Source organism: Streptomyces sp. NPDC030296, assembly GCF_055572815.1.
Genome location: NZ_JBVICQ010000006.1, coordinates 297,500 through 319,250 on the forward strand (window position 1 = coordinate 297,500; position 21,751 = coordinate 319,250).

Genomic DNA, 21,751 nt, shown 5'->3' on the forward strand with positions numbered 1-21,751 from the left:
GTGACGCTCACACCTCATCGACCAAAGCGGGCGGAATACGTTCGTCTGCTTTCGCTTGGTGCAGGCGTATGATCTGAAAGTCGCGTAATCAGGGCGGGTCGTGGTCAGGAACGCAACGCCGTGTGGTCCGCGACCACCGTGCAGGCGCCCGGGGCGACCTCCGTGAAGCCCGCGTCGCGTACGACGGGGAGGCCGGCGGTGGTGAGGGTGTCCCAGTGGGCGGGGGCGGCGGTGCGGACGGCGAGCGGGAAGCCCGCGTCACGCCATGCGGTGCGGGCCGCGTCGTCCAGGTCCCACCACGCGAGCTGCGCGCCGTGGCCCGCCTGGGCCATCGCCTTGCCCGCCGACATCGCCACCTCGGGGTTGAGCCACAGCACCGGGGCCGCGGGCTCGGGGTCGGCCGGCGGCTCCGGGTCGTCGAGGTCCGTGCCGGAGACCTGGAGGCGGGCCAGGTCCTTGGGCCAGCCGTCGAGCGGGACCGGCGGGAAGACGCGCACTTCGGCCGACTTGCCCGTCACCGTGATCCCCGGCAGCGCCTCGGCCCGCCGCCACTCCGCGCCGCGCGCTCGCCGGACCACCTTGCGGATCCGGGCGTCCTGCCAGTTCCGCATCGCCTCGGCCCACTCCCCGTCGCCCAGCGACCGCGCGTCGCTCAGCATCACCAGCACCGCCCGCGCCGCTGTCTCCAACGCGTCGGTACGTGCCGGGGGCGAGGCCTTCTCGATGTGCGCGACCAGGGGCAGCACGAACTGCGGCGCCTCGTCGCGGGAGGTCCGCTCGTCCCGGAAGGGGCTGTCCGGCGCGGGGCTGTCCTGGGGGGCATCGCTGGTGGTCACCCGCCCAGTCTGCCAGGCACGAACACCGTTCCCGCGCCCTGCTCGCTCGCTTGTACGCGGACTGGTGCGAGGACGTGTACGAGGATGGGGGCATGGAACGTGAGTTACTGCTGAGACTGGAGGGGGTCGGCCGACGGTACGGCTTCCGTGGCGACTGGGTGCTGCGCGGCCTCGACCTGGAGATCGTCCCCGGTGCCCTGATCCGGATGGAAGGCGCGAACGGCACCGGCAAGTCGACGCTGCTCCGCCTCCTCGCCGGGATCGACGCGCCGACCGAGGGCCGGCTCACGGGCCGCCCTCGCACGGCGTACGTCCCCGAACGCTTCCCCGCGGCCCTGCCGTTCACGGCCGCCGAGTACCTCACGCACCTCGGCGCCGTGCACGGGCTGGACCGCCCGGCCGCCGTGCGCGCCGCCGACGAGTGGCTGGAGCGCTTCGGCGCCGCCGAGTACGCCCGTACGCCGATGGCCCAGCTCTCCAAGGGCAGCAGCCAGAAGGTCGCGGTCGCCCAGGCCCTGCTCGCCGAACCGGAGTTGCTGGTCCTGGACGAGGCGTGGACCGGCCTGGACGCCGAGGCGCGCGAGGAGTTGGAGCGCGTGGTCGTCGAGCGCACGGCCGCCGGGTCCGCCGTGGTGTTCGTCGACCACGACCCGCGGCGCCTGGCCGGGGTGCCCGACGCGACGTACGCGGTGGTCGGGGGTGCCCTGGAACGCAGCGAGGGCAAGGGGACCGGGGCTCCGGCGGCGGCTGTCACCGGCCCGTGTGTGCTCGTCGAGGCGAGGGGCCGCGGGGGCGCGCGGGTGCCCCCGGAGACAGGGAAGTTGGCGGTCTCGGTCGAAAAAACCGGCTCCGGAGCACACCGGTTCACCGTCCCCGAGACCCAGTCGGACACGCTGCTGCGGGCGTTACTGGGGGCCCGGCCACCCTGGCACGTGGTGAGCGTGGGACACGTGGACGATCCGGACCCGGACGTCGCGCCGGCCGGGCTGGAAGTGGAGAGCTCCCGATGACCGCCCTTCTCCGCTACCAGGCCGCCCTCCTCGTCCGCTCCCAGCGCTGGTTGCCGCCGGTCATCCTCTACGCCGCGTTCCTCGGCGTCGGCGTGCAGAGCGGGCAGCCGGTGCTCGACTCGCTCGGCTACACGGCGGCCGCGCTCCTGCCCGTCGCCGCCTGGCTGGTGCGGATCTGCGCGACCAACGAGCCGCCCGCCGCCCGCAGTTGCACGGGCGCGGCGGCCGGACCGGGCCGCGCCCACCTGGCCTGCGTCCTGGTCGCGCTCGCGGCGGCCGGTGTGCTCGGCACCGCGGCCACGGTGATCGTCACGATCATCAGCGCCCCCACCAGCACGGCCCACGACATCCGTGTCGAACCGCTCCCCGCGGGCGGGGCCGGCCTCCTCGCGACCCTCGCCTGCGCCCTCCTCGGCACGGCCGTCGGCGCCCTCACGAACTGGCCCCTGCTCCGGTCACCCGGCCGGGCCGTCCCGGCCCTTCTCCTCGGCGCGCTCCTGGCGCTCGTGGTCGTGGGCTCCCCGGCGAGGGCGGCGATCACGGCCCTGGTCGACGGCTCCCAACGCGGCACGATCCCGGTCCCCGCCCTGCCGGTCCTCGCCGCGGCCCTGTGCACGGCGGCCGCGACAGCGGTGGCGTGCGCGCTGACGACGCGGCGCGCCTGAGAGGGGCGACGACGGGTGGCCGACCGAGACTAGAGTCGCCGCATGCGGCGAAGGACAGGACTGGCGGTGGCCGGGGTCGCGGCCCTGGCCTGGGGCGAGTGGGTGAACTGGCGTTGGTCCCGGGTGCTCGTGAAGAACCACGGGGGCGGCTCGCTGGCCGTGGTGGTGCTGGGGTACCGCAATCCCCGGGCGACGGTGAACCTGATCAACCGATGGCGGGTCCGCGTCGGAATCCGCTCCGCCGCCGCTGACGGGGCGCAGGAGACGTGCCTGATCTTCAGCGGCGGCCCGACCGGCGCCGGCACCACGGAGGCCGAACTGATGGCCGACTACGCGAAATCGGTGCTCGGGTACGACGGCACGGTGCTCCTGGAGGACCGGTCCACGACGACGTGGGAGAACATCACGAACGTCGTCCCCCTGCTCGAAGGCGTGGACCGCATCAAGATCGCCTCCCAGCCGGCTCACGCGCTCAAGGCCCGCGCGTACCTGCGGCGGCAGCGGCCGGATCTCGCGGAGCGGCTGGTGCGCGCCGACGATTACCGCCCCGGTGAGTGGACCGTCGTCAAACCGCTGCTGGCGCTGTACGGGCTGTGGACACTCCGCCGCCTCACGGCCGGCGAACGGAAGGGCTCGCCGTAGTCAGTTCAGCCCGAACAACGTAGTCAGTTCAGCCCGAACAAGCCGTGCGCTCGGCCTCGCGCCACTCGCACACGGGGCACAGGGTGATCCCCTTGTGCGACTCGGGATACTCGGTCGGTTCCTGGCAGAGGACGCAGTCGGCGAAGGGCGGACCGGCGGCGACGGGAGCCTGCCCCGCCGTCTCCGTGGCCGACGCGGGGGCCGAGGCCGGGGCCGCACCCGTGGTCGTCGTCTCGGTGCCGCAATAGTCGCTCATGTGTCCAGCGTAGGACGACGGCGAGGAAACGTTCCCGCGCGGGACTCACGACGTGGTGGCGGCCGCCGCCCCGACCAGTTCCGATACTTTCACCAGCCGGAAGCCGCGCTCCCGCAGCGCGGGCACGATCATCCGCACCGCCCGCTCCGTCACGGGCGCGGCGCTCCTCACGCAGTGCAGGACGACGACGGACCCGGGCCGCACCCGCTCCAGTACGTTCCGGGCGACCACCGCCGGATCCGAGGCCGCGGTGTCACCGCCGGCGACGTCCCACTGCACGGCCGTGACCCCGGACGAGCTGAGCGCGCGCAGGGCACGGCGGTCGTAGCAGCCGCCCGGGAAGCGGAAGTACGGCATCGGGTCCGCCACCCCCGCCTCGCGGAAGGCGGTGTAGGCCCGCTCGACATCGGCCGCGATACGGCCCGCCTCCAGGGTGGGCAGGCCATGGCAGTCGGCGCTGAACGCCTGGTGACCGTACGAGTGGTTCGCCACCTCGAAGAGCGGGTCCCGTCCGATCGAGCGGGCCTGGATCGGGTACTCCTCGGCCCACCGTCCCGTCATGAACACGGTCGCCGGCACCTCCAGCCGGCGAAGCGTCGCGATGAGCCGCGGATTGTCGAACCGCTCGCCCTCGGCGGCCCGAGCCCCCTGCTCCTCGGTCATGTCCGCGTCGAAGGTGAGCGCGACCGCCTTCTCGCCCCGGTTCCGCGGCCCGTGCTCGAACACCGGCGCGAGGCCGGCCGGCCCGGGAGCGAGTGTGGGCGGCCGGGACGCCACGACCGGGCGCTGAGCGGCCCCCGAGGCGGTGGCGGTGACCACTCGGGAGGAGGCCCGCGGCCCACCGCAGGCGGTCAGGGCGACCCCGAGCGCCACGAGCGCACAGAGCACCCTGACACTACGTACAGTAACGATCACGACACGAACGTATACGCCTCGCGCTCCCCGCTCATCCGATCACCCGCTCATCCCTCCGGAATCCGCCTCTGAAGTCACCCGGCCGGCCGAGCGGAGCGGAGCCGGGGAGCGGGGAACCCGGCACCGGAGTGGGGGGACGCGCCGCGGGTGCGCGAGAGGGGGGCCGGCGCCCGCAGGCGCCCGCCCCCCTTCCGTCCAGCCGGGTCGGGTACGACCCGTCACCTCACGTGCGGCGCCACGGCCCCGTCACCGCGAACGTGGTGCCCGGCGCGTAGCAGTTGACGTACATCGTGCGCCCGTCGGGGGAGAACGTGACGCCAGCGAACTCGCCCCACTCGGGTTCCGTGGGGGTGCCGATGTTCTGGGCGTTGCGGGCCATGGCGTAGACGTCGCCGCGGCGGGTGACGCCGTACACGTGCTGGGTGCCGTTGCCGTCCTCGCAGACCATGAGGCCGCCGCTGGGCGCCAGGCAGATGTTGTCGGGGGACTCGCCGGGCAGCTGGATGTCGGTGTCGGGGCCGAAGACGATCACCAGGGTGAGGGTGCGGTGGTCGGGGTCGTAGCGCCAGATCTGGCCGTAGTGGTCGGCGGCCGAGCCGTCCGCGCTGCGGGCGAAGGACGAGACGAAGTAGACGCAGCGGCCGCCCCAGTAGCAGCCTTCCAGCTTCTGGGCGTGGGTGATGCCCCGGGGGCCGAAGTCCTGGTGGCGGATGGCCGTCGTGGTGGCAAGCGGGTCCGGGACGTCCACCCATTCGATCTTCTCGAAGCAGGCGCCCGTCTCCTGGATGGAGGACAGGTCGGGGACCCCCGGTACCCGCATCGCCTGCAGACGGCCGCCCGCGCGCAGGGAGCCCAGGCCGCCCTTCGGCCGGTCGGGGAGGAAGCGGTAGAAGAGGCCGAAGGGCCGCTCGAAGGCGTCCTCCGTCTCGTAGACGACGCCGCGCCTCGGGTCGACGGCGATCGCCTCGTGCTGGAAGCGGCCCATCGCCGTGAGCGGGACGGCGCCGGAGCGGTGCGGGTCGGCCGGGTCGACCTCGAAGATGAAGCCGTGGTCCTTGGTGTAGCCGTTGGTGCCGGCCCTGTCCTCGGTCTCCTCGCAGGTCAGCCAGGTGCCCCAAGGAGTCGGGCCGCCCGCGCAGTTGACGGCGGTGCCGGCGATGGCGACGCGTTCGGCCAGGACGTCGCCGCGGGCGTCCAGCGTCAGCGCCGTACAGCCGCCCTTGCCTGCCGGGTCGTAGGTGAGGCCCTCGACCGTGGGGACGGGGATACGGCCGGTGGCGCGGTTCTCGTGGTTGCGGACCAGATGGACGCGGCCGTGTCTGCCGGCGAAGGCGGACATGCCGTCGTGGTTGCTGGGAACGCGGCCCTCACCGGAGCGGAGCTGGTCGCCCTCGCGGGAGAGGACCTGGTAGCGGAAACCTTTCGGCAGGTCGAGCAGGCCGTTCGGGTCGGGGATCAGCGGGCCGTAGCCGGTGTGGCCGAGGTCGCTCTGCGCGGCCGCTGTGCCCGCGAAGAGTTCGGACAGGGCTCCGGTGAACGCGATGCCCGCTCCCAGGGCACCGGTACGGGCGAGGGCCTGACGTCGAGTCACTGACACGGGACAACCTTCCTGTTGGCGGACAGGATGTGACCCGCCTGTGTGTATCACGGGGGTACGGCCGCGTGAACCACGCGCGTAGAAGGTGTTCCGTAGGCATCACTCGGTCGGCGTGGGGTTGTTCGGTGTGACGGGTGGGAACTGGGGTGCGACCGGCGGGGCGTCCGGAGTCCGGTGGGGCGGAAGCGCGGCCGACTGTCCGGGCGGGTCGGGGAGCCCTGGAGGGCCAGCCGATGCGGGGGAATCCGGGAGCTCGGGAGGGGCGGCCGACGCGGGGGAGTCCGGAAGCTCGGCGGGGGTGGTCGGGCCGGTCGGGTCCTTGACCGGCGTGGACGGGTCCGGGCGGGGCCGGGGCTCGGGGGCGGTCTCCTGTTCCGATCGGCCGCGTTCCAGGAAGCGCAGGAGCTCCACCGGGATGGGGAGGACCAGGGTCGAGTTCTTCTCCGCGGCCACCGCCATCACCGTCTGGAGCAGGCGCAGCTGGAGCGCGGAGGGTGCCTCGGCCATCTGTTGCGCCGCTTCCGCCAGCTTCTTCGACGCCTGCAGCTCCGCGTCCGCGTTGATGATGCGCGCCCGGCGTTCACGGTCCGCCTCGGCCTGGCGGGCCATGGAGCGCTTCATCGTGTCGGGGAGGGACACGTCCTTGATCTCCACGCGGTCGATGGTGACGCCCCACTCCACCGCCGGGCTGTCGATCATCAGCTCCAGTCCCTGGTTCAGCTTCTCCCGGTTGGAGAGCAGGTCGTCGAGGTCGCTCTTGCCGATGATCGAGCGCAGGGAGGTCTGCGCCATCTGGGAGACGGCGAAACGGTAGTCCTCGACCTGTACGACCGCGCCGGCCGGGTCGACGACCTTGAAGTACACGACCGCGTCCACGCGGACCGTCACGTTGTCACGGGTGATGCCCTCCTGGGCGGGCACCGGCATCGTCACGATCTGCATGTTCACCTTGCGGATACGGTCGATGACGGGGACGACCATGGTGAAACCGGGCGGTCTGGGCGCGCCGAGCAGCCTGCCGAGCCGGAAGACCACGCCGCGTTCGTACTGCTTGATGACGCGGGCCGCCGCCGCGACATAGACGGCGCCGCCGGCGGCGAGGGCCGCGGCTGCCGCGATGAGTGCTTCGCCCATGACGACCGCCCCTTTGAGTCGACCGTGACGACCGCCCCCGGCCTCTCTCGGTCGTCGTGCATCCGCGGAGTCGTCGCACATCCACGCGAATACCACGATATGCCTCGGGTGCGGGCCGGGGCGACTGTCGTTCGCCGGGGGCCGAACACGGGTGGCGCCCCGGTCGCGGGGACCGGGGCGCCAGGGCGGGGGCGGCACAGGACGGCCGCCTGCCGCCCGGTGGGGCCGTGCGGCGTCACTGGGCCGCCGAGGCGACCTTCTCCGGCTCCGGGCCCGTCATCCTCACCGGCTCGGTGCCGGTCGCGCTGTGCCGTTCCGCCCAGTTCTCCAGTGCGGTGCGGCATGCGTGGTCGAGGTGGTGCAGACCCGAGAGGTGAAGCTCGACGGGGCGGTCCTGAGGCAGGGACTCCAGGCTGTCGAGGATCTTCGGCAGTCGCAGGAAGGTGGCGTTGCCGGAGAGATAGGCCTGGACGGGGCCGGCGCCCTTGTCGATGACCTCCAGCTTGATGTGCGAGGCCTCCCAGGCCGTCTTGACGACCGCGAGGGCCAGGCCGATCAGGACGCCCTCGAACATGTTCACCGCGACGATCGACACGGCGGTCGTCACCAGGATCAGCGCCTCGCCCCGGTGGCCGCGCCACAGCGAGACGACCGCGCGGAACGGGATCAGCTTCCAGCCCGCGTGGACGAGGATGCCGGCCAGGGCCGGCAGCGGTATCAGGGCGAGGGCCCCCGGCAGCAGCGCGGCGAACAGCAGCAGCCAGACGCCGTGCAGGACCCGGGACGCCTTGGTCCTCGCGCCGGCGTGCACATTGGCGGAGCTGCGCACGATGACCGCGGTCATCGGCAGCGCGCCCAGCAGACCGCACACCGTGTTGCCGGCGCCCTGGGCCATCAGCTCCTTGTCGTACTCGGTGCGCGGTCCGTCGTGCAGCCGGTCCACCGCCGCCGCGCTGAACAGGCTCTCGGCGGACGCGATGAGCGTGAAGGCGAGGATCGTGCCGATCAGCGCCACATCGGCCAGCCCGCCGAAGGCGTCGAGTCCGGGCGGCTGGATGGAGTCCAGCAGACCCTTCACCTCGACCTTGGCGACCGGCAGACCGAAGGCGAGGGTCGCGACCGTGGCGAGGACGACCGCGGCGAGCGCGCCGGGCACGACCTGGACCTTCTTCGGCAGCCGCTTCCACAGCACCATCACGGCGACGGTGCCCGCGCCGAGGGCGAGGGAGGCGAGCGCCGTGGTGCTTCCCACGGCCTCGACGAAGGCGCCGGGCAGGCCCGCGATCTTGTCGAGCCCGGAAGCCGGGGCCTTCAGACCCGCCGCCGCGTACAGCTGGCCGGCGATGATCACGAGCCCGATTCCGGCCAGCATGCCCTCGACGACGGACACGGATATCGCACGGAACCAGCGGCCCAGCTTCAGCGCGCCCATGGCGAGCTGGAGCAGACCGGCGGCGAGCACGATCACGCCGAGCGCGGGGAGGCCGAACTGGCGCACCGCCTCGAAGACCAGCACGGTCAGCCCGGCCGCCGGGCCGGAGACCTGCAGACTGCTGCCGGGCATCAGACCGGCGACGATGCCGCCCACGATGCCGGTGATCAGGCCGAGTTCGGCCGGCACCCCGGAGGCGACGGCCACGCCCACGCACAGCGGCAGGGCGACCAGGAAGACGACCAGCGAGGCGCCGAAGTCCTGGCGTATGTAGGGAAACTTGGAGGTGGGGGAGGTCGGGGAGTTCATCGAGGACACCGGCCCGCCGCTCAGAGGGTCTCGAACGTGTCGGTGTCCGCGCGGTGTTCGCGCACGGCTCCGGTGTGTACCTCGTAGTACCAGCCGCGCAGCCGCAGCCGGCCGTCGGCGAGGCGCTTCTCCACACAGGGGTAGGAGCGCAGCCGCAGCAGCTGGCTGAGGACGTGGTTCTGCACGCCGTCGGCGACCGTGGGGTCCTCGACCGTGCCCAGGGGGCGCGGGGTGGCGTGGGTGAGCCAGTCGCGTACGGCGGGCACGGCGTCGAGGTCGTCGCCGCGCACCAGCGCGCCGACGGCACCGCAGTGCGAGTGGCCGCAGACCACGATGTCGCTGACGCCGAGCACTTCCACGGCGTACTCGATGGTGGCCGTCTCACCGGTGGGGCGGTCCGGCGTGTACGGGGGGACGATGTTGCCGGCGGTCCGCAGTTCGAAGAGCTCGCCGGGGCGGGCGCCCGTGATCAGGGCCGGGACGACCCGTGAGTCGGAGCAGGTGATGAACAGGACCTCGGGGGACTGGCCCTCGGCCAGCCTGGCGAACTCCTCAGGGCGCTGTCCGAAGGTACGGGCGTTGTCGATGAGGGGCTGCATGATGTGGTGACTCCTCCTGGCGCGCCACGGCGGCGCGTCGGGCTTGCACGACAGAGGTGGGGGGAAACGGGCTCCGCGCTCTCAGCAGCGGAAGACCTGGAGGGCGGCCGGGGTGTGGGCCGTGAGGGATCTCGGCTGCCGGTGGTGCCGGGCCGAGGGCCGTTCCGGTTCGCTCGCGACCGCCGGGTTCTCCCCCTGCGACGGGCGTACGGGCGCTCCGGAAGCGGTGTGGGTGGTGGCGCGGTGCCGGTCGCGGGTGCGGAGAGGGCCGGTCGGGTCCTCGGGATGACCGCAGGGGTGAGAGATGGCGGCCGGGTCACGCACCGGGGTGGCCGGGAGGGCCTTTCCGGGCGCGGCTTTGGCCTTGGCGTGACCGGATGTGTGCGCGGATGCGAAGGAAGTGGAGGGAGTGAAGAACTGCAGGGCGAGCAGGACGGCGGCTAGGGCCGTGATGACGGTCCGGGGCGTCGTACCTCGCAACATGAGCCTCCCCACTGCCCGTTCGTCTGCTTCCCGTGTGCCGGCAGTTGCACGACTTGGTCAATCAATGGTCAACCGCTGGTCAAGAAACACGTTAACCCTGCAAAGTTGTTTGCAGGGTTAACTTAACGTTTCGAGCTGAAGAGAGCCTGAAAAGCGTGGGCAGGATGGCCGAAACAGCCCCTTGAACTGGGCGAGTTCCTCCCGGTAAAGGGTGCCGGTGGGCCGCTGGGGCTCAGCTCCCGGCGAGTCGCCCGGCGTCGCGGGCGAGGGCGGTGAGGCGGGAGATGGCTCGGAAGTACTTCTTCCGGTAGCCGCCGTTCAGCATCTCCTCGCTGAACAGCCGGTCGAAGGGCAGACCGGAGGCGAGCACGGGGACCTCACGGTCGTACAGCCGGTCCGCGAGCACCACGAGCCGCAGGGCGGTCGACTGGTCGGGGACGGGCTGGACGTCGGTCAGGCACACCGCCTTCAGGCCGTCCGTGAGGGCGCCGTACCGGCTGGGGTGCACGCGCGCGAGGTGCTCCAGCAGATGCGGGAAGTCGTCGAGGGAGGAGCCCTCGGTGGCGTACGCCGCCTTCGTGACCTGCTCGTCGGAGAACGGCGGCGGCGCCTCGGGCAGCCCGCGGTGGCGGTAGTCCTCGCCGTCGATGCGCAGCGCGCGGAAGTGGGCGGACAGGCCCTGGATCTCCCGCAGGAAGTCGGCCGCCGCGAACCGGCCCTCACCGAGCTTGCCCGGCAGGGTGTTGGACGTGGCGGCCAGGGCGACGCCCGCGTCCACCAGCTTGCCGAGCAGCGTCGACACGAGGACGGTGTCACCCGGGTCGTCCAGCTCGAACTCGTCGATGCACAGCAGCCGGTGCCCGGAGAGGGTGTGGACCGTCTTCTGGAAGCCGAGCGCGCCGACCAGATTGGTCAGCTCCACGAACGTGCCGAACGCCTTCAGCGCGGGCTCGGCCGGGGTGGCGTGCCACAGGGAGGCCAGCAGATGGGTCTTGCCGACGCCGTAGCCGCCGTCCAGGTAGACACCGCGCGGACCGGCGGGGACCTTGGGGGTCTTCGCCCTGCCGAAGCCGAAGAGGCCGCGCTTGCCGGCGCCGGTCGCGTGGGCGCCGCCGAGGCCCGCCGCAAAGCCGCTGAGGACCTTGACGGCCTCGGTCTGGCTCGGCTGGTTCGGGTCCGGGATGTACGTGTCGAAGCGCACCGAGTCGAAGCGGGGCGGCGGCACCATCTCGGCGACGAGCCGGTCGGCGGGGACGTGGGGCTCGCGGGTGCACAGGGACAGCGGAGCCGTTTCGGCCAGGGGGCCGAACGCGGCGGCAGAGGACGACGACACGGTTACCGAGTCTAAAGGCCGTGCCACACTGCACGACATGCGACGCCTGTTCCCTGTGACCGAAGAGACAGCGGCCCGGACCCCGGACGAGGCCGGTGAGGACACGGATACGGCCGGGACCCCCGTGCCGGCGGTGGCCGCCGGGTCGGACGCCGGCGGGCGGGTGCCGGGTGCCGGCGCCGTCGACCGGGAGTGGAGCCTGGCGGAGCTGGCGGCGGCGTACGCCTATCCGGCGCCCGCGCCCGGCCCGGGCGGGCTGGAGCCGTGGCTGCGGGCCAACATGGTGTCGACGCTGGACGGGGCGGCCCAGCACGACGGGCGCTCGCAGCCGATCTCCAGCGACGCCGACATGCGGATCTTCGGCACCCTGCGGGGGCTCGCCGACGTGGTGATCGTCGGCGCCGAAACGGTACGCCAGGAGGGCTACCGTCCGGCACGCGCGCGTGAGGCGTTCGCCGAGGCCCGCCGGGCCGCCGGACAGGCCCCGGCCCCGGCGATCGCGGTGGTCAGCGCCGGGCTGGACCTCGACTTCTCCCTCCCCCTGTTCACCTCGCCGCTCACCCCCACCCTCCTGCTCACCGGTGCCGCCGCCCCGCCCGACCGGGTGGCCGGCGCCGAGAAGGCGGGCGTGCGGGTGGTGATCGCCGGGGACGGCATGGGCGTCGACCCCGCGCGGGCCGTGCGCGCCCTCGCCGACCTGGGGCTGACCCGGCTGCTCACCGAGGGCGGGCCGCGCCTCCTCGGGCAGCTGATCGCCGCCGGAGTCCTCGACGAGCTGTGCCTCACCGTGTCGCCGATGCTCACGGCGGGGGACGCCCAGCGCATCGCCGGAGGGCCCCCGGTGGCGGTGCCGAGGCGGTTCGAGCTGGTGTCGTTGCTGGAAGAGGCCGGGTTCCTGTTCGGTCGTTACCGTCGTACGTGAGAACGGGAGGAATCTACCGTTCCGTTTAGTTCCCGCCGGGCAGACTAGATCCCTGAGGAGCGAGGGCCGCGGGGTCCTCCCGGAAGAAGGGCGCCTGTGGTGTCGTTCACGAGCGTTTTGATGATCGAGAAGGCTCTGACGTCCGCGGACGTGGAGTTCGTCACCACCCTGCACGGCGACGAGCCGGCCTCTTTCCATGTGCTGCTCCAGCCGCGGGGCAACCAGGCCGACCGGCTGCTGCGGGCCATCGACGACCTCGCGCTCGGCGAGCTGGACGAGGCGGCACGCGAGGGGGAGACCCCGGAGGGGGAACAGGCCCTCGACGAGGGGGAACGGGCTCTGGAGGTGTCCCTGCGGGCGCTGCACGCGGCCGGCAGCGAGGCGGAGGGGCGGCTGATCGAGGACCATCCGCTGGACGCGCTGAAGTCGCTGGTGGAGGAGGTCGGGGCCGACGAGGTGCTGGTGCTGACCGATCCGCACTACGTGGAGGAGTTCTTCCACCGCGACTGGGCGTCCCGGGCACGGCACAAGGTGGGGGTCCCGGTGCTGAAGCTGTTCTCCCACAGCCGGGCGTAGCCCCCCAACCGGTGGTCCATGCCGATCGCGGGGGCGTATGGGCATAGGGTTGCCCTGAAACTTCGCCGTACCAGTACTGGGAGAACGCACATGGCACCCGGCCTTCCTACCGCCATGGACCGACCGCACTTCATCGGGATCGGCGGGGCCGGGATGTCGGGGATCGCGAAGATCCTGGCCCAGCGCGGCGCCAAGGTGGCGGGGAGCGACGCCAAGGAGTCGGAGACGGCGCAGGCGTTGCGCGCGCTGGGTGCGACCGTGCACATCGGGCACGCGGCGGAGCACCTCGCGGACGACGCGACGTGCGTGGTCGTGTCGTCGGCTATCCGCGCGGACAACCCGGAGCTGGCCCGCGCCGCCGAGCTGGGCATCCCGGTCGTCCACCGGTCGGACGCGCTCGCCCGCCTGATGGACGGCCTGCGCCCGATCGCGGTGGCCGGCACCCACGGCAAGACCACCACCACGTCCATGCTGGCCGTGTCGCTGACCGCGCTGGGCCTGAACCCGTCGTACGCCATCGGCGGCGACCTCGACGCGCCGGGCTCCAACGCCCTGCACGGCGACGGCGACATCTTCGTGGCCGAGGCGGATGAAAGCGACCGCAGCTTCCACAAGTACGCCCCCGAGGTCGCGATCGTCCTCAACGTGGAGCTGGACCACCACGCCAACTACGCGTCCATGGACGAGATCTACGAGTCCTTCGAGACGTTCGCCGGCCGTATCGTGCCCGGCGGCACCCTGGTGATCTCGGCCGACCACGAGGGCGCGCGGGAGCTGACCCGTCGCGTCGAGGGCGTCCGCGTCGTCACCTACGGCGAGAGCGAGGACGCCGACGTCCGTGTCCTCGCCGTCGTGCCCCAGGGGCTCAAGAGCGAGGTCACCGTCCTGCTGGAGGGACAGGAGCTCACCTTCACGGTGTCGGTGCCCGGACGGCACTACGCGCACAACGCGGTCGCCGCCCTGGCCGCGGGCGTCGCGCTGGGCGTCCCGGCGGCCGAGCTGGCGCCCGCACTGGCGGCGTACACCGGTGTGAAGCGGCGGTTGCAGCTGAAGGGCGAGGCCGGCGGGGTGCAGGTCATCGACTCGTACGCGCACCACCCGACCGAGATGACGGCCGACCTGGAGGCGATGCGGGCCGCCGCCGGTGACGCGCGCATCCTCGTCCTGTTCCAGCCCCATCTGTTCTCCCGGACGCAGGAGCTGGGCACCGAGATGGGGCAGTCGCTCGCCCTGGCGGACGCGTCCGTCGTGCTCGACATCTACCCGGCCCGCGAGGACCCGATCCCGGGCGTCACCAGTGAGCTGATCATCGACGCGGCGCGGGCGGCCGGCGCCGAGGTCACGGCCGTCCACGACAAGGCGGAGGCACCCGCGGTCGTCGCGGGAATGGCGAAGCCCGGTGATCTCGTTCTCACCATGGGCGCGGGTGACGTGACCGACCTGGGCCCGAGGATCCTGGACCGTCTTTCGCAGTGAGGGGCTGAGACCCATGCCGTACGACGTCGACAAGCCGGACGAGCAGTGGCGCGCGGAGCTGACCCCGGCGGAGTACGCGGTGCTGCGTCAGGCCGGTACCGAGCCGGCGTTCACCGGGGAGTACACCGACACCAAGACGAAGGGGGTGTACTCGTGCCGGGCCTGCGGCGCGGAGCTGTTCACCTCCGACACCAAGTTCGCGTCGCACTGCGGATGGCCGTCCTTCTACGACCCGAAGGACAGCGACGCGGTGGAACTGATCGAGGACCGCTCGTACGGGATGGTGCGGACCGAGGTCCGCTGCGCCCGCTGCGGATCGCACCTCGGGCACGTGTTCGAGGGGGAGGGGTATCCCACCCCCACGGACCAGCGGTACTGCATCAACAGCATCTCGCTGCGGCTGGCGCCCGAGGGCGAGTGACGGGCTGATTCCGCCGGCACGTGTGCCCCGCGCCCCTGACAGGGGAGCGGGGCACACGTCGTTCAGCTGGTGAGGCGTACCGCGTCGCGGATGACCGCCGCCACATCCTTCGGGCGGGAGACCGCCACCGCGTGGGAGGCGCCTTCGAGTTCGGTGACGGTGGAGCCCGCGCGCTTCGCGGCGAAGCGCTGGACCTCGGGGTTGATCGCCTCGTCGGCCGCCGCGACCACGGCCCAGGACGGCCGGGTCTTCCAGGCGGCGACCGGCGGGGTCTCGGTGAAAGCGGCGGTCGCGAGCGGACGCTGCGACACCGCGAGGATCCGGGTCGCCTCGGCGGGGACGTCCGCGGCGAAGATGCCGGGGAAGGCGTCCGGCGCGATGGTGACCTCGACGCCGGGCTCCCCGCCCTCGACGGGGTAGGTCCGCTCGACCAGGTTGGCGACGAGCGGGGACAGCGGGAAGCGCCCCTGCAACTCGCCGAGGCTCTCGCCCTCCTCCGGGATGTACGCCGCGACGTAGACCAGGCCGACGACGTTCTCGGTCGCGCCCGCCACGGTGATGAGCGCACCGCCGTAGGAGTGGCCGACGAGGACGACGGGGCCGTCGATCTGGGCGGCCGCGGAGGCGATGTACGCGGCGTCGGAGGCCAGACCGCGCAGGGGGTTCGGTACGGCGACGACGGGGATGTCGTGACTCTGGAGCTCCTCGACGACGCCGGCCCAGCTGGACGCGTCGGCGAAGGCCCCGTGCACGAGGAGGGCGGTGGGCGTGGTGGACATGAGGGGGTCCTCTCTCTCGGTGCGGGTCGGTCAGCCGGCGTGCAGCGCGGTGCGCAGGGTGCCGGTGGCCAGCGTGATCGCGGCCTCGGCGGCGTGGGTGCCGCGCAGCGCGTCGAGCATCACGAAGTCGTGGATGATGCCCTGGAAACGGACGGCGGTGACCGGGACGCCCGCTTCACGGAGCTTGTTCGCGTACGCCTCGCCCTCGTCGCGAAGGACGTCGGCCTCACCGGTGACGACCAGCGCCGGGGGGAGCCCGGTCAGCTGCTCGGTGGTGGCGCGCAGCGGGGACGCGGTGATCTCCGCGCGCTCCTCCTCGCTGGTCGTGTACTGGTCCCAGAACCACTGCATGCCGTCGCGGCGCAGGAAGTAGCCCTCGGCGAACTGGCGGTAGGAGCCGGTGTCGAAGTTCGCGTCCGTCACCGGGTAGAAGAGGACCTGCTGGACCAGGGGAACATCCCCGCGCTCCTTGGCCATCAGGGTCAGGGCGGCGGTCATGTTGCCGCCGACCGAGTCACCGGCCACCGCCAGCCGGGTGCCGTCCAGCTCCTTCGACGCGCCCTGCTCCACGACCCACTTGGCGACGGCGTAGTTCTGCTCGATGGCGACGGGGTAGCGGGCCTCGGGGGAGAGGTCGTACTCCGGGAAGACCACGGCGGCGCCCGCGCCGACGGCCAGTTCACGGACGAGACGGTCGTGGGTGTGGGCGTTGCCGAACACCCAGCCCGCGCCGTGGATGTAGAGGATCACCGGCAGGGTGCCCTCGGTGCCGGCGGGCCGCACGATCCGTGCCCTGACGCTGCCCGTCGGGCCGCCCGAGACGGTGATCCACTCCTCGTCGATCTCCGGCTTCCCGATCTCGCCGGACTGCACCTCGTCGACCGCCTTGCGGCCCTCGGCGGGCGGCAGTTCGAAGAGGAAGGGGCGGTTGGCCGTCGCCTCGGCGAAGGCGGCGGCCGCCGGTTCCAGGACCGGCCGTACCGGTTCGACCGTGTCGGACATGTGTTTCTCCCGATGGTGTTGTGCGCGTGATGCGGGTGCGTCGCCCTGCACGCTAGGACCGGGAATGCGGCGGGAATTGCCCATGAGCGCACCGGGACCTATCCCACAGCGCACGGAAAAGGGCGGCCGGGCGCGGTCAGTGCGCTGGGAGTACGAATTCCGTGCGCTGCCGGGTCACTTGGTGCCCGTGAGGCGAAATAGCTTGAGGACACACGCCGTTCAGCCGCTCCCGCCCCCATTCCCAGGAGGTCGAACTCCGTTGTCCACGATGCCGGTCGGTGGGCTCGTGCCCCGTGCCGTCGACGACGCGGCGGACCTCGTCGTCCGCAACGCGAGGATCCACACCGGCGACCTGAGCCGCCCGGCGGCCGAGGCGCTCGCCGTGCGCGCCGGGGTCATCACGGCCGTCGGCGACGACCGCGACGTGGCGCCCCACATCGGCCCGGGGACCCGGGTCGTCGACGGCCTCGGCCGGCGCGCCGTCCCCGGCCTCAACGACTCCCATCTGCATGTCATCCGGGGCGGCCTCAGCTACGTGCTGGAGCTGCGCTGGGACGGCGTCCCCACCCTCCGCGAGGGCCTCGCCATGCTGCGCGAACAGGCGGCCCGTACCCCCAAGGGGCAGTGGGTGCGGGTGGTGGGCGGCTGGTCGGCCGAGCAGTTCGCCGAGCGCAGGCTGCCGACCGTCGCCGAACTGAACGCCGCCGCGCCCGACACCCCGGTGTTCGTCCTGCACCTGTACCAGTCGGCGATCCTCAACCACGCCGCGCTCAGGGCAGCCGGGTTCACCCGCGACACCCCCGACCCCAGGGGCGGCCAGATCGTCCGCGGCCGGGACGGCGCACCCACGGGCCTGCTGCTCGCCGCGCCCAGCGCCCTGATCCTCTACTCGACGCTCGCCAAGGCACCGGCCCTGGACGACGAGGACCGGAAGACCTCCACCCGGCACTTCCTGAAGGAACTCAACCGGTTCGGACTCACCTCCGCCATCGACGCCGCCGGCGGATTCCAGAGCTTCCCCGACGACTACCGGACCGTCGTCGAACTCGCCGCGGCCGGACAGCTCTCCCTGCGCATCGCCTACCACCTCTTCCCGCAGACCCCCGGCCAGGAGACCGCCGACCTGGCCCGCTGGATCGGAACGGTCCGCCCCGAGGACGGCGACGCCTGGCTGCGCCTGAACGGCGCGGGCGAGAATCTCACCTGGGCCGCCGCCGATTTCGAGAACTTCACCCAGCCGCGCCCGGAACTCACCGCGGACTACGAGACGGAATTCGAGAAGGCCGTCCGTCTCCTCATGGAGAACGGCTGGGGATTCAGGCTCCACGCCACCTATGACGAGACCATTCGCCGGGACCTCGCCGTATTCGAGAAACTCGCCGCCGAAGGGCTTTTCCCCGCCGGGAACAGATGGCTGTTCGACCACGCGGAGACCGTCTCCGGCAGCAGCCTGGACCGGATCGCCGCCCTCGGCGGCGCCCTGTCCGTGCAGAACCGCCTGTCCTTCCAGGGCGAGGCGTTCCTGCGCCGCTACGGCCCCGAGGCCGCCGCGACCGCCCCGCCGGTCCGCGCCATGCTGGACCGCGGCCTGACCGTCGGCGCCGGCACCGACGCCACCCGCGTGTCCACCTACAACCCGTGGGTCGCCCTGCACTGGCTGGTCAGTGGCCGCACCGTCGGCGACCTCGCCCTGCGCCCGCCCCGCAACCGGGTCGACCGGGCCACAGCGCTCGCGATGTTCACCACGGCGGGCGCCGCCCTCACCGGCGAGGAGCACCTCAAGGGCGTGCTGCGCACCGGGTACTTCGGCGACCTCGCGCTGCTGTCCGAGGACTACTTCACCGTGCCCGAGCCGGACATCCCGCACATCGAGTCCGTCCTGACCGTCGTCGGCGGACGGATCGTGCACGCCGCCGCCGAGTACGAGGGCCTCGACGAGGAACTCCCGCCGGTCAGCCCCGCCTGGAGCCCCGTCGCCCACCACGGCGGCTACCGGGCCGGTGGACCCACCGGCCGGTCGGGCGCCCGCCAGGCCGAACTGCTGGGCGAGGCCGCCGCCGAGTCCGCACTGCACCGCCAGTGGCGCGCCGCCCGCGGCCTCGCCCCCGGCACCGACGACGGCCCGGCCCTCGACCCCTGCTTCGCCCTTTGACCGTTCCTGTGAACTGAGCATGCGTGAGCCTGCTCAGCCGCACGCCCCGAACGGTCGTGGGCGCACTGGTCCCCGGCGTTCTCGACCCCGGGGCGGCGACACGCATCCTGTGCGTGGTCCGGGCCCGGGAGGCCGGCTCCCTGCGCGACCTGGCCGTAGAGGTACGGCCAGAGGCGACGGGGAGGTCTCCGATCACACCCCTCACAACAGAAAGGCACCCTTCATGGTCGACATCGACGAGGTCACCGCGGCTCCCGGCCCGGACCTCCTCACCCCCGACAACTGCGCGGTCCTCTTCGTGGACCACCAGCCGCAGATGTTCTTCGGCACCGGCAGCGGCGACCGCGGCGCGATCATCAACGCGACCGTCGGCCTCGCCAAGGCGGCCCGGGTCTTCGACGTGCCCGTGGTGCTGAGCACGGTGGCCGCCGAGTCCTTCTCCGGCCCCCTCCTGCCGCAGCTCGCCGACGTCTTCCCCGACCACAAGATCGTCGACCGTACGACGATGAACGCCTGGGAGGACGTCGCGTTCGTCGAGGCCGTCAAGGCCACCGGCCGCAAGAAGCTGGTCGTCGCCGGTCTGTGGACCGAGGTGTGCGTGGTCCTGCCCACGCTGTCAGCGCTCGCCCAGGGCTACGAGGTCTACGTCGTCACCGACGCCTCCGGCGGTGTCAGCCCGCAGGCCCACGAGCACGCCGTCCAGCGCATGATCCAGGCCGGCGCCGTGCCCGTCACATGGGTGCAGGTGCTGCTGGAGCTCCAGCGGGACTGGGCGCGCGAGGAGACGTACGGACCGACCACGCAGGTCGTGAAGGAGCACGCGGGCGCGTACGGCCTCGGCATCGTCTACGCGCAGGCCGTCATCGGCGCGCACGCGGCCGGCTGAGAAGCACGACGGACGTCGGGAACGGGCGGGAACGTGATGGACACCGGACTGTTGCTGCTGCGTCTCGTGGCCGGGCTCCTCATCGCCGGGCACGGGGTGCAGAAGGTCAGTTTCCTGCTGGGCGGGAGCGGCCTGGCCGGCGGAACCGAGGAGTTCCGCCGCGACGGCTTCCGCGGCGGCCGGCTCACCGCGCTCGCCGCGGGCGGCGGCCAGCTGGGCGCCGGCCTGTTCCTGGCGGCCGGACTGCTCACCCCCCTGGCGGCGACGACCGCCATGGGGGTCATGACGGTCGCGATCACCGTCAAGTGGCGCAACGGGCTGTGGGTGCAGAACGACGGGTACGAGTACCCGCTCGTCCTCGTCCTCGTGGCCGCCGTGCTCGCGCTCACCGGCCCCGGCCGCTGGTCGGGCGACGAGGTGCTCGGGTTCGCCCCGTGGCCGCTGTGGGTGTCCGTCGCGGCCGTACTGCTCGGGCCCGCCGCCGGGCTCGCCACCCGGGCGGTCCTGCACCGCCCGGCCCCCGCGGCGGAACCCGAGGGGGTGACGGGACGTGCGTGAGCTGGTGACCGACGCGGTGCGCACGTTCGTACCGCCGCGCGGGGACCGGCACGGGCCGCTGCCGCCGCTCCTGCTGGCGCTCACCGTGGTGACCGGTGTCGTCGACGCGGTCAGCTATCTGGCGCTCGGCCACGTCTTCGTCGCCAACATGACGGGCAACGTGGTCTTCCTGGGGTTCGCCCTGGCGGGCGCCGAGGGCCTGTCCGCGCTCGCGTCCGTCGTCGCGATGACCGCGTTCCTCGCCGGGGCGCTCGCCGGGGGCCGGGTCGCCGCCCGGTTCGCCACCCATCGCGGAAAGGTGCTGGCGATCGCCGTGGCGGCGCAGACGGCCCTCGCCGCCGCGGCCACCCTCGCCGCCGTCCTCTCCGACGGCGACCGGGTCGGCGGCCCGCTCCGCTACACCCTCATCGTGCTGCTCGGCCTCGCTATGGGGCTCCAGAACGCGGTCGTACGGCGCCTCGGCGTCCCCGACCTCACGACGACCGTGCTGACCCTCACCCTGACGGGCCTCGCGGCCGACTCCACCCCGGCCGGCGGGCCGGCGCCACGGCCCGGACGGCGGATCCTGTCCGTCCTCGCGATGTTCCTCGGCGCCCTCGCCGGGGCCCTGCTCCTGCGGCACACCGGACTCGCCGCCACCCTGGGCCTGATCCTGCTGCTGCTCACGCCGACTTGCGTGGCCGCCCTGCGCCTGTCGTCCTCCGACGAGGCGTGGACCCGCCCGCCGAGCTGACGACCCCGCACCCCCCCGTGGCGGTGGCCCCTCGACCGGGGGCACCGCCCGCTCCGCTACCGGGCGGGGGTCCGTCCGCCCCGGCCAACGCTGTCCCGCCACTCGCTCGGCGACATCCCGTACGCCGCCCGGAACACCCGGCTGAAGTGCGTCGCGCTGAGGAAACCCCAGCGGCCCGCCACCGAGGCGATCGTGCGGCGCCCCCGGACACCGAGCTCCAGATCGCGCCGGCACTCCTCCAGACGGCGGCGCTGGATCCACCGGCCCACCGTCGTGCCCTCGTCCTGGAACAGCTTGTGCAGATAGCGCACCGAGATGTGGTGCGCCCCGGCGATCACCTCGGGCGACAGGTCCGCGTCGGCGAGGTGCTCGTCGATGAACCGCAGGATCCGCGCCACCAGCGGCGACCGGGTGCCCGGCGGCCCGCCCGCCTCCCGGCCCAACTGTTCCGTGGCCAGCGTGGCGAGCAGGTTCACCGCGTTCCGGGTGAGCATCTCGGCGACCAACGGCCGGGCGGAGACCGCCGAGTCGGCCAGCTCGGACAGGAACGGCGACAGCAGCGACCCCAGCCGGGAGGCCCGGGCCACCGGCGCCGCCGTCACCCGCCGCACGTCGCGCTCCTCCAGCCCCATCGCCTCACGCGGCACGAGGAACACCTTCAGGCGGCAACGCTCGGGGAACGCCAGTAACGGCGGGTGGTCCGCGTCGTAGAAGCAGATGTCCCCGGGCGCCAGGGCGAGGTCCGGCAGCCGCTCCGGAGCAGGGGCGCCGGTCCCGCACACTCCCACGAACAGGTACTCGCCGCCGGTCCGCGCGGTCAGCCGGTACGCCGCCGCCCGCACCGGATCCCGACCGGGCGGCTCCTGGCCGGGCAGCCGCGCCGGCGCCTCGTCGAGCACGGCGATACGGAGGGCCGGGGCCCCGAGAGTGCTGGTGTCGGAGATCATCTGAGGCTGCCTCCCGGGCCGCTCGAACACACCGTCGGTCACTGCACCCGGAGCGTAGGAAGGGCGATGTGCAAAAAGAGTGACGTCG

At 72.7% G+C, this 21,751-nt stretch carries 23 protein-coding genes; 11 read left to right on the forward strand and 12 right to left on the reverse strand.

Annotated features, from left to right (window positions below):
• Positions 1–104 precede the first annotated feature (104 nt).
• Positions 105–836, reverse strand: a complete 732-nt coding sequence (locus ACZ4Z3_RS19495; protein WP_468502146.1) for a peptidyl-tRNA hydrolase — start codon at positions 834–836, stop codon at positions 105–107.
• A gap of 92 nt (positions 837–928) precedes the next feature.
• Between ACZ4Z3_RS19495 and ACZ4Z3_RS19500 the strand changes: the two genes are divergently transcribed.
• From ACZ4Z3_RS19500 to ACZ4Z3_RS19510, 3 genes are read left to right on the forward strand one after another with little or no spacing between them, the layout of a single operon-like run.
• Entirely contained in the window at positions 929–1,846 is a 918-nt protein-coding gene (locus ACZ4Z3_RS19500; RefSeq protein ID WP_468502147.1) for an ABC transporter ATP-binding protein, read from the forward strand.
• Positions 1,843–2,511 carry an ABC transporter gene (locus ACZ4Z3_RS19505; RefSeq protein ID WP_468502148.1) on the forward strand — a complete coding sequence of 223 codons (669 nt, stop codon included), beginning with the start codon at positions 1,843–1,845 and terminating at the stop codon, positions 2,509–2,511. Before ACZ4Z3_RS19500 ends, ACZ4Z3_RS19505 begins: the two co-directional genes overlap by 4 nt.
• Positions 2,512–2,553: 42 nt before the next feature.
• On the forward strand, positions 2,554–3,153 hold the full coding sequence (locus ACZ4Z3_RS19510; protein WP_468502149.1) for a YdcF family protein: 600 nt from the start codon (positions 2,554–2,556) through the stop codon (positions 3,151–3,153).
• A gap of 28 nt (positions 3,154–3,181) precedes the next feature.
• On the opposite strand, the gene ACZ4Z3_RS19515 is transcribed toward ACZ4Z3_RS19510, so the two are convergent.
• The 8 genes from ACZ4Z3_RS19515 to zapE all read right to left on the reverse strand — a co-directional run bounded on the left by ACZ4Z3_RS19515 (position 3,182) and on the right by zapE (position 11,250).
• Positions 3,182–3,409 (reverse strand): hypothetical protein, encoded by a 228-nt coding sequence (locus ACZ4Z3_RS19515; RefSeq protein ID WP_468502150.1) that lies wholly within the window; start codon positions 3,407–3,409, stop codon positions 3,182–3,184.
• 45 nt (positions 3,410–3,454) lie between these two features.
• The gene (locus tag ACZ4Z3_RS19520) at positions 3,455–4,297 is read right to left on the reverse strand and encodes a polysaccharide deacetylase family protein (protein ID WP_468502151.1); all 843 of its coding nucleotides are present in this window, start codon (positions 4,295–4,297) and stop codon (positions 3,455–3,457) included.
• A gap of 250 nt (positions 4,298–4,547) precedes the next feature.
• The gene (locus ACZ4Z3_RS19525) at positions 4,548–5,915 is read right to left on the reverse strand and encodes a PhoX family protein (RefSeq protein WP_468502152.1); all 1,368 of its coding nucleotides are present in this window, start codon (positions 5,913–5,915) and stop codon (positions 4,548–4,550) included.
• 105 nt (positions 5,916–6,020) lie between these two features.
• Entirely contained in the window at positions 6,021–7,055 is a 1,035-nt protein-coding gene (locus ACZ4Z3_RS19530) for a slipin family protein (protein ID WP_468502153.1), read from the reverse strand.
• A 235-nt stretch (positions 7,056–7,290) separates the two neighbouring features.
• Positions 7,291–8,796 carry a SulP family inorganic anion transporter gene (locus tag ACZ4Z3_RS19535; protein ID WP_468502154.1) on the reverse strand — a complete coding sequence of 502 codons (1,506 nt, stop codon included), beginning with the start codon at positions 8,794–8,796 and terminating at the stop codon, positions 7,291–7,293.
• A 20-nt stretch (positions 8,797–8,816) separates the two neighbouring features.
• Positions 8,817–9,395 carry a carbonic anhydrase gene (locus ACZ4Z3_RS19540; RefSeq protein WP_468502155.1) on the reverse strand — a complete coding sequence of 193 codons (579 nt, stop codon included), beginning with the start codon at positions 9,393–9,395 and terminating at the stop codon, positions 8,817–8,819.
• A gap of 81 nt (positions 9,396–9,476) precedes the next feature.
• Positions 9,477–9,878, reverse strand: coding sequence for a hypothetical protein (locus tag ACZ4Z3_RS19545; protein ID WP_468502156.1), 402 nt, complete (start codon positions 9,876–9,878; stop codon positions 9,477–9,479).
• 232 nt (positions 9,879–10,110) lie between these two features.
• Positions 10,111–11,250, reverse strand: a complete 1,140-nt coding sequence (zapE, locus tag ACZ4Z3_RS19550; RefSeq protein WP_468502157.1) for a cell division protein ZapE — start codon at positions 11,248–11,250, stop codon at positions 10,111–10,113.
• Here zapE and ACZ4Z3_RS19555 point away from each other — a divergent pair.
• The 4 genes from ACZ4Z3_RS19555 to msrB all read left to right on the forward strand — a co-directional run bounded on the left by ACZ4Z3_RS19555 (position 11,249) and on the right by msrB (position 14,606).
• Entirely contained in the window at positions 11,249–12,133 is an 885-nt protein-coding gene (locus ACZ4Z3_RS19555; protein WP_468502158.1) for a pyrimidine reductase family protein, read from the forward strand. The genes zapE and ACZ4Z3_RS19555 overlap by 2 nt on opposite strands.
• Before the next feature lie 120 nt (positions 12,134–12,253).
• The gene (locus tag ACZ4Z3_RS19560) at positions 12,254–12,709 is read left to right on the forward strand and encodes an indole-3-glycerol phosphate synthase (RefSeq protein ID WP_468502159.1); all 456 of its coding nucleotides are present in this window, start codon (positions 12,254–12,256) and stop codon (positions 12,707–12,709) included.
• A 90-nt stretch (positions 12,710–12,799) separates the two neighbouring features.
• A complete protein-coding gene (murC, locus tag ACZ4Z3_RS19565; RefSeq protein ID WP_468502160.1) occupies positions 12,800–14,185 on the forward strand; it encodes a UDP-N-acetylmuramate--L-alanine ligase in 1,386 nt (461 codons plus the stop codon).
• Positions 14,186–14,198: 13 nt separating this feature from the next.
• On the forward strand, positions 14,199–14,606 hold the full coding sequence (msrB, locus tag ACZ4Z3_RS19570) for a peptide-methionine (R)-S-oxide reductase MsrB (protein WP_355392244.1): 408 nt from the start codon (positions 14,199–14,201) through the stop codon (positions 14,604–14,606).
• A 62-nt stretch (positions 14,607–14,668) separates the two neighbouring features.
• Here the strand turns inward: msrB and ACZ4Z3_RS19575 are convergent, their stop codons facing one another.
• Together ACZ4Z3_RS19575 and ACZ4Z3_RS19580 are read right to left on the reverse strand one after the other, a co-directional pair.
• Entirely contained in the window at positions 14,669–15,385 is a 717-nt protein-coding gene (locus tag ACZ4Z3_RS19575) for an alpha/beta fold hydrolase (RefSeq protein ID WP_055541524.1), read from the reverse strand.
• Between the two features lie 30 nt (positions 15,386–15,415).
• Complete coding sequence (locus tag ACZ4Z3_RS19580; RefSeq protein WP_468502161.1) at positions 15,416–16,387, reverse strand: alpha/beta hydrolase; 972 nt, start codon at positions 16,385–16,387, stop codon at positions 15,416–15,418.
• 268 nt (positions 16,388–16,655) lie between these two features.
• Between ACZ4Z3_RS19580 and ACZ4Z3_RS19585 the strand changes: the two genes are divergently transcribed.
• The 4 genes from ACZ4Z3_RS19585 (at position 16,656) to ACZ4Z3_RS19600 (ending at position 20,716) form a co-directional block, all read left to right on the forward strand.
• Positions 16,656–18,539 (forward strand): amidohydrolase, encoded by a 1,884-nt coding sequence (locus tag ACZ4Z3_RS19585; protein WP_468502348.1) that lies wholly within the window; start codon positions 16,656–16,658, stop codon positions 18,537–18,539.
• Between the two features lie 223 nt (positions 18,540–18,762).
• Entirely contained in the window at positions 18,763–19,425 is a 663-nt protein-coding gene (locus ACZ4Z3_RS19590) for a hydrolase (RefSeq protein WP_468502162.1), read from the forward strand.
• A gap of 36 nt (positions 19,426–19,461) precedes the next feature.
• Positions 19,462–19,983 carry a DoxX family membrane protein gene (locus ACZ4Z3_RS19595; protein ID WP_468502163.1) on the forward strand — a complete coding sequence of 174 codons (522 nt, stop codon included), beginning with the start codon at positions 19,462–19,464 and terminating at the stop codon, positions 19,981–19,983.
• On the forward strand, positions 19,976–20,716 hold the full coding sequence (locus ACZ4Z3_RS19600; protein WP_468502164.1) for a YoaK family protein: 741 nt from the start codon (positions 19,976–19,978) through the stop codon (positions 20,714–20,716). Before ACZ4Z3_RS19595 ends, ACZ4Z3_RS19600 begins: the two co-directional genes overlap by 8 nt.
• Positions 20,717–20,772: 56 nt before the next feature.
• Here the strand turns inward: ACZ4Z3_RS19600 and ACZ4Z3_RS19605 are convergent, their stop codons facing one another.
• Positions 20,773–21,663: a helix-turn-helix domain-containing protein gene (locus tag ACZ4Z3_RS19605; RefSeq protein WP_468502165.1), complete on the reverse strand. Its 891-nt coding sequence runs from the start codon at positions 21,661–21,663 to the stop codon at positions 20,773–20,775.
• Positions 21,664–21,751: the final 88 nt, after the last annotated feature.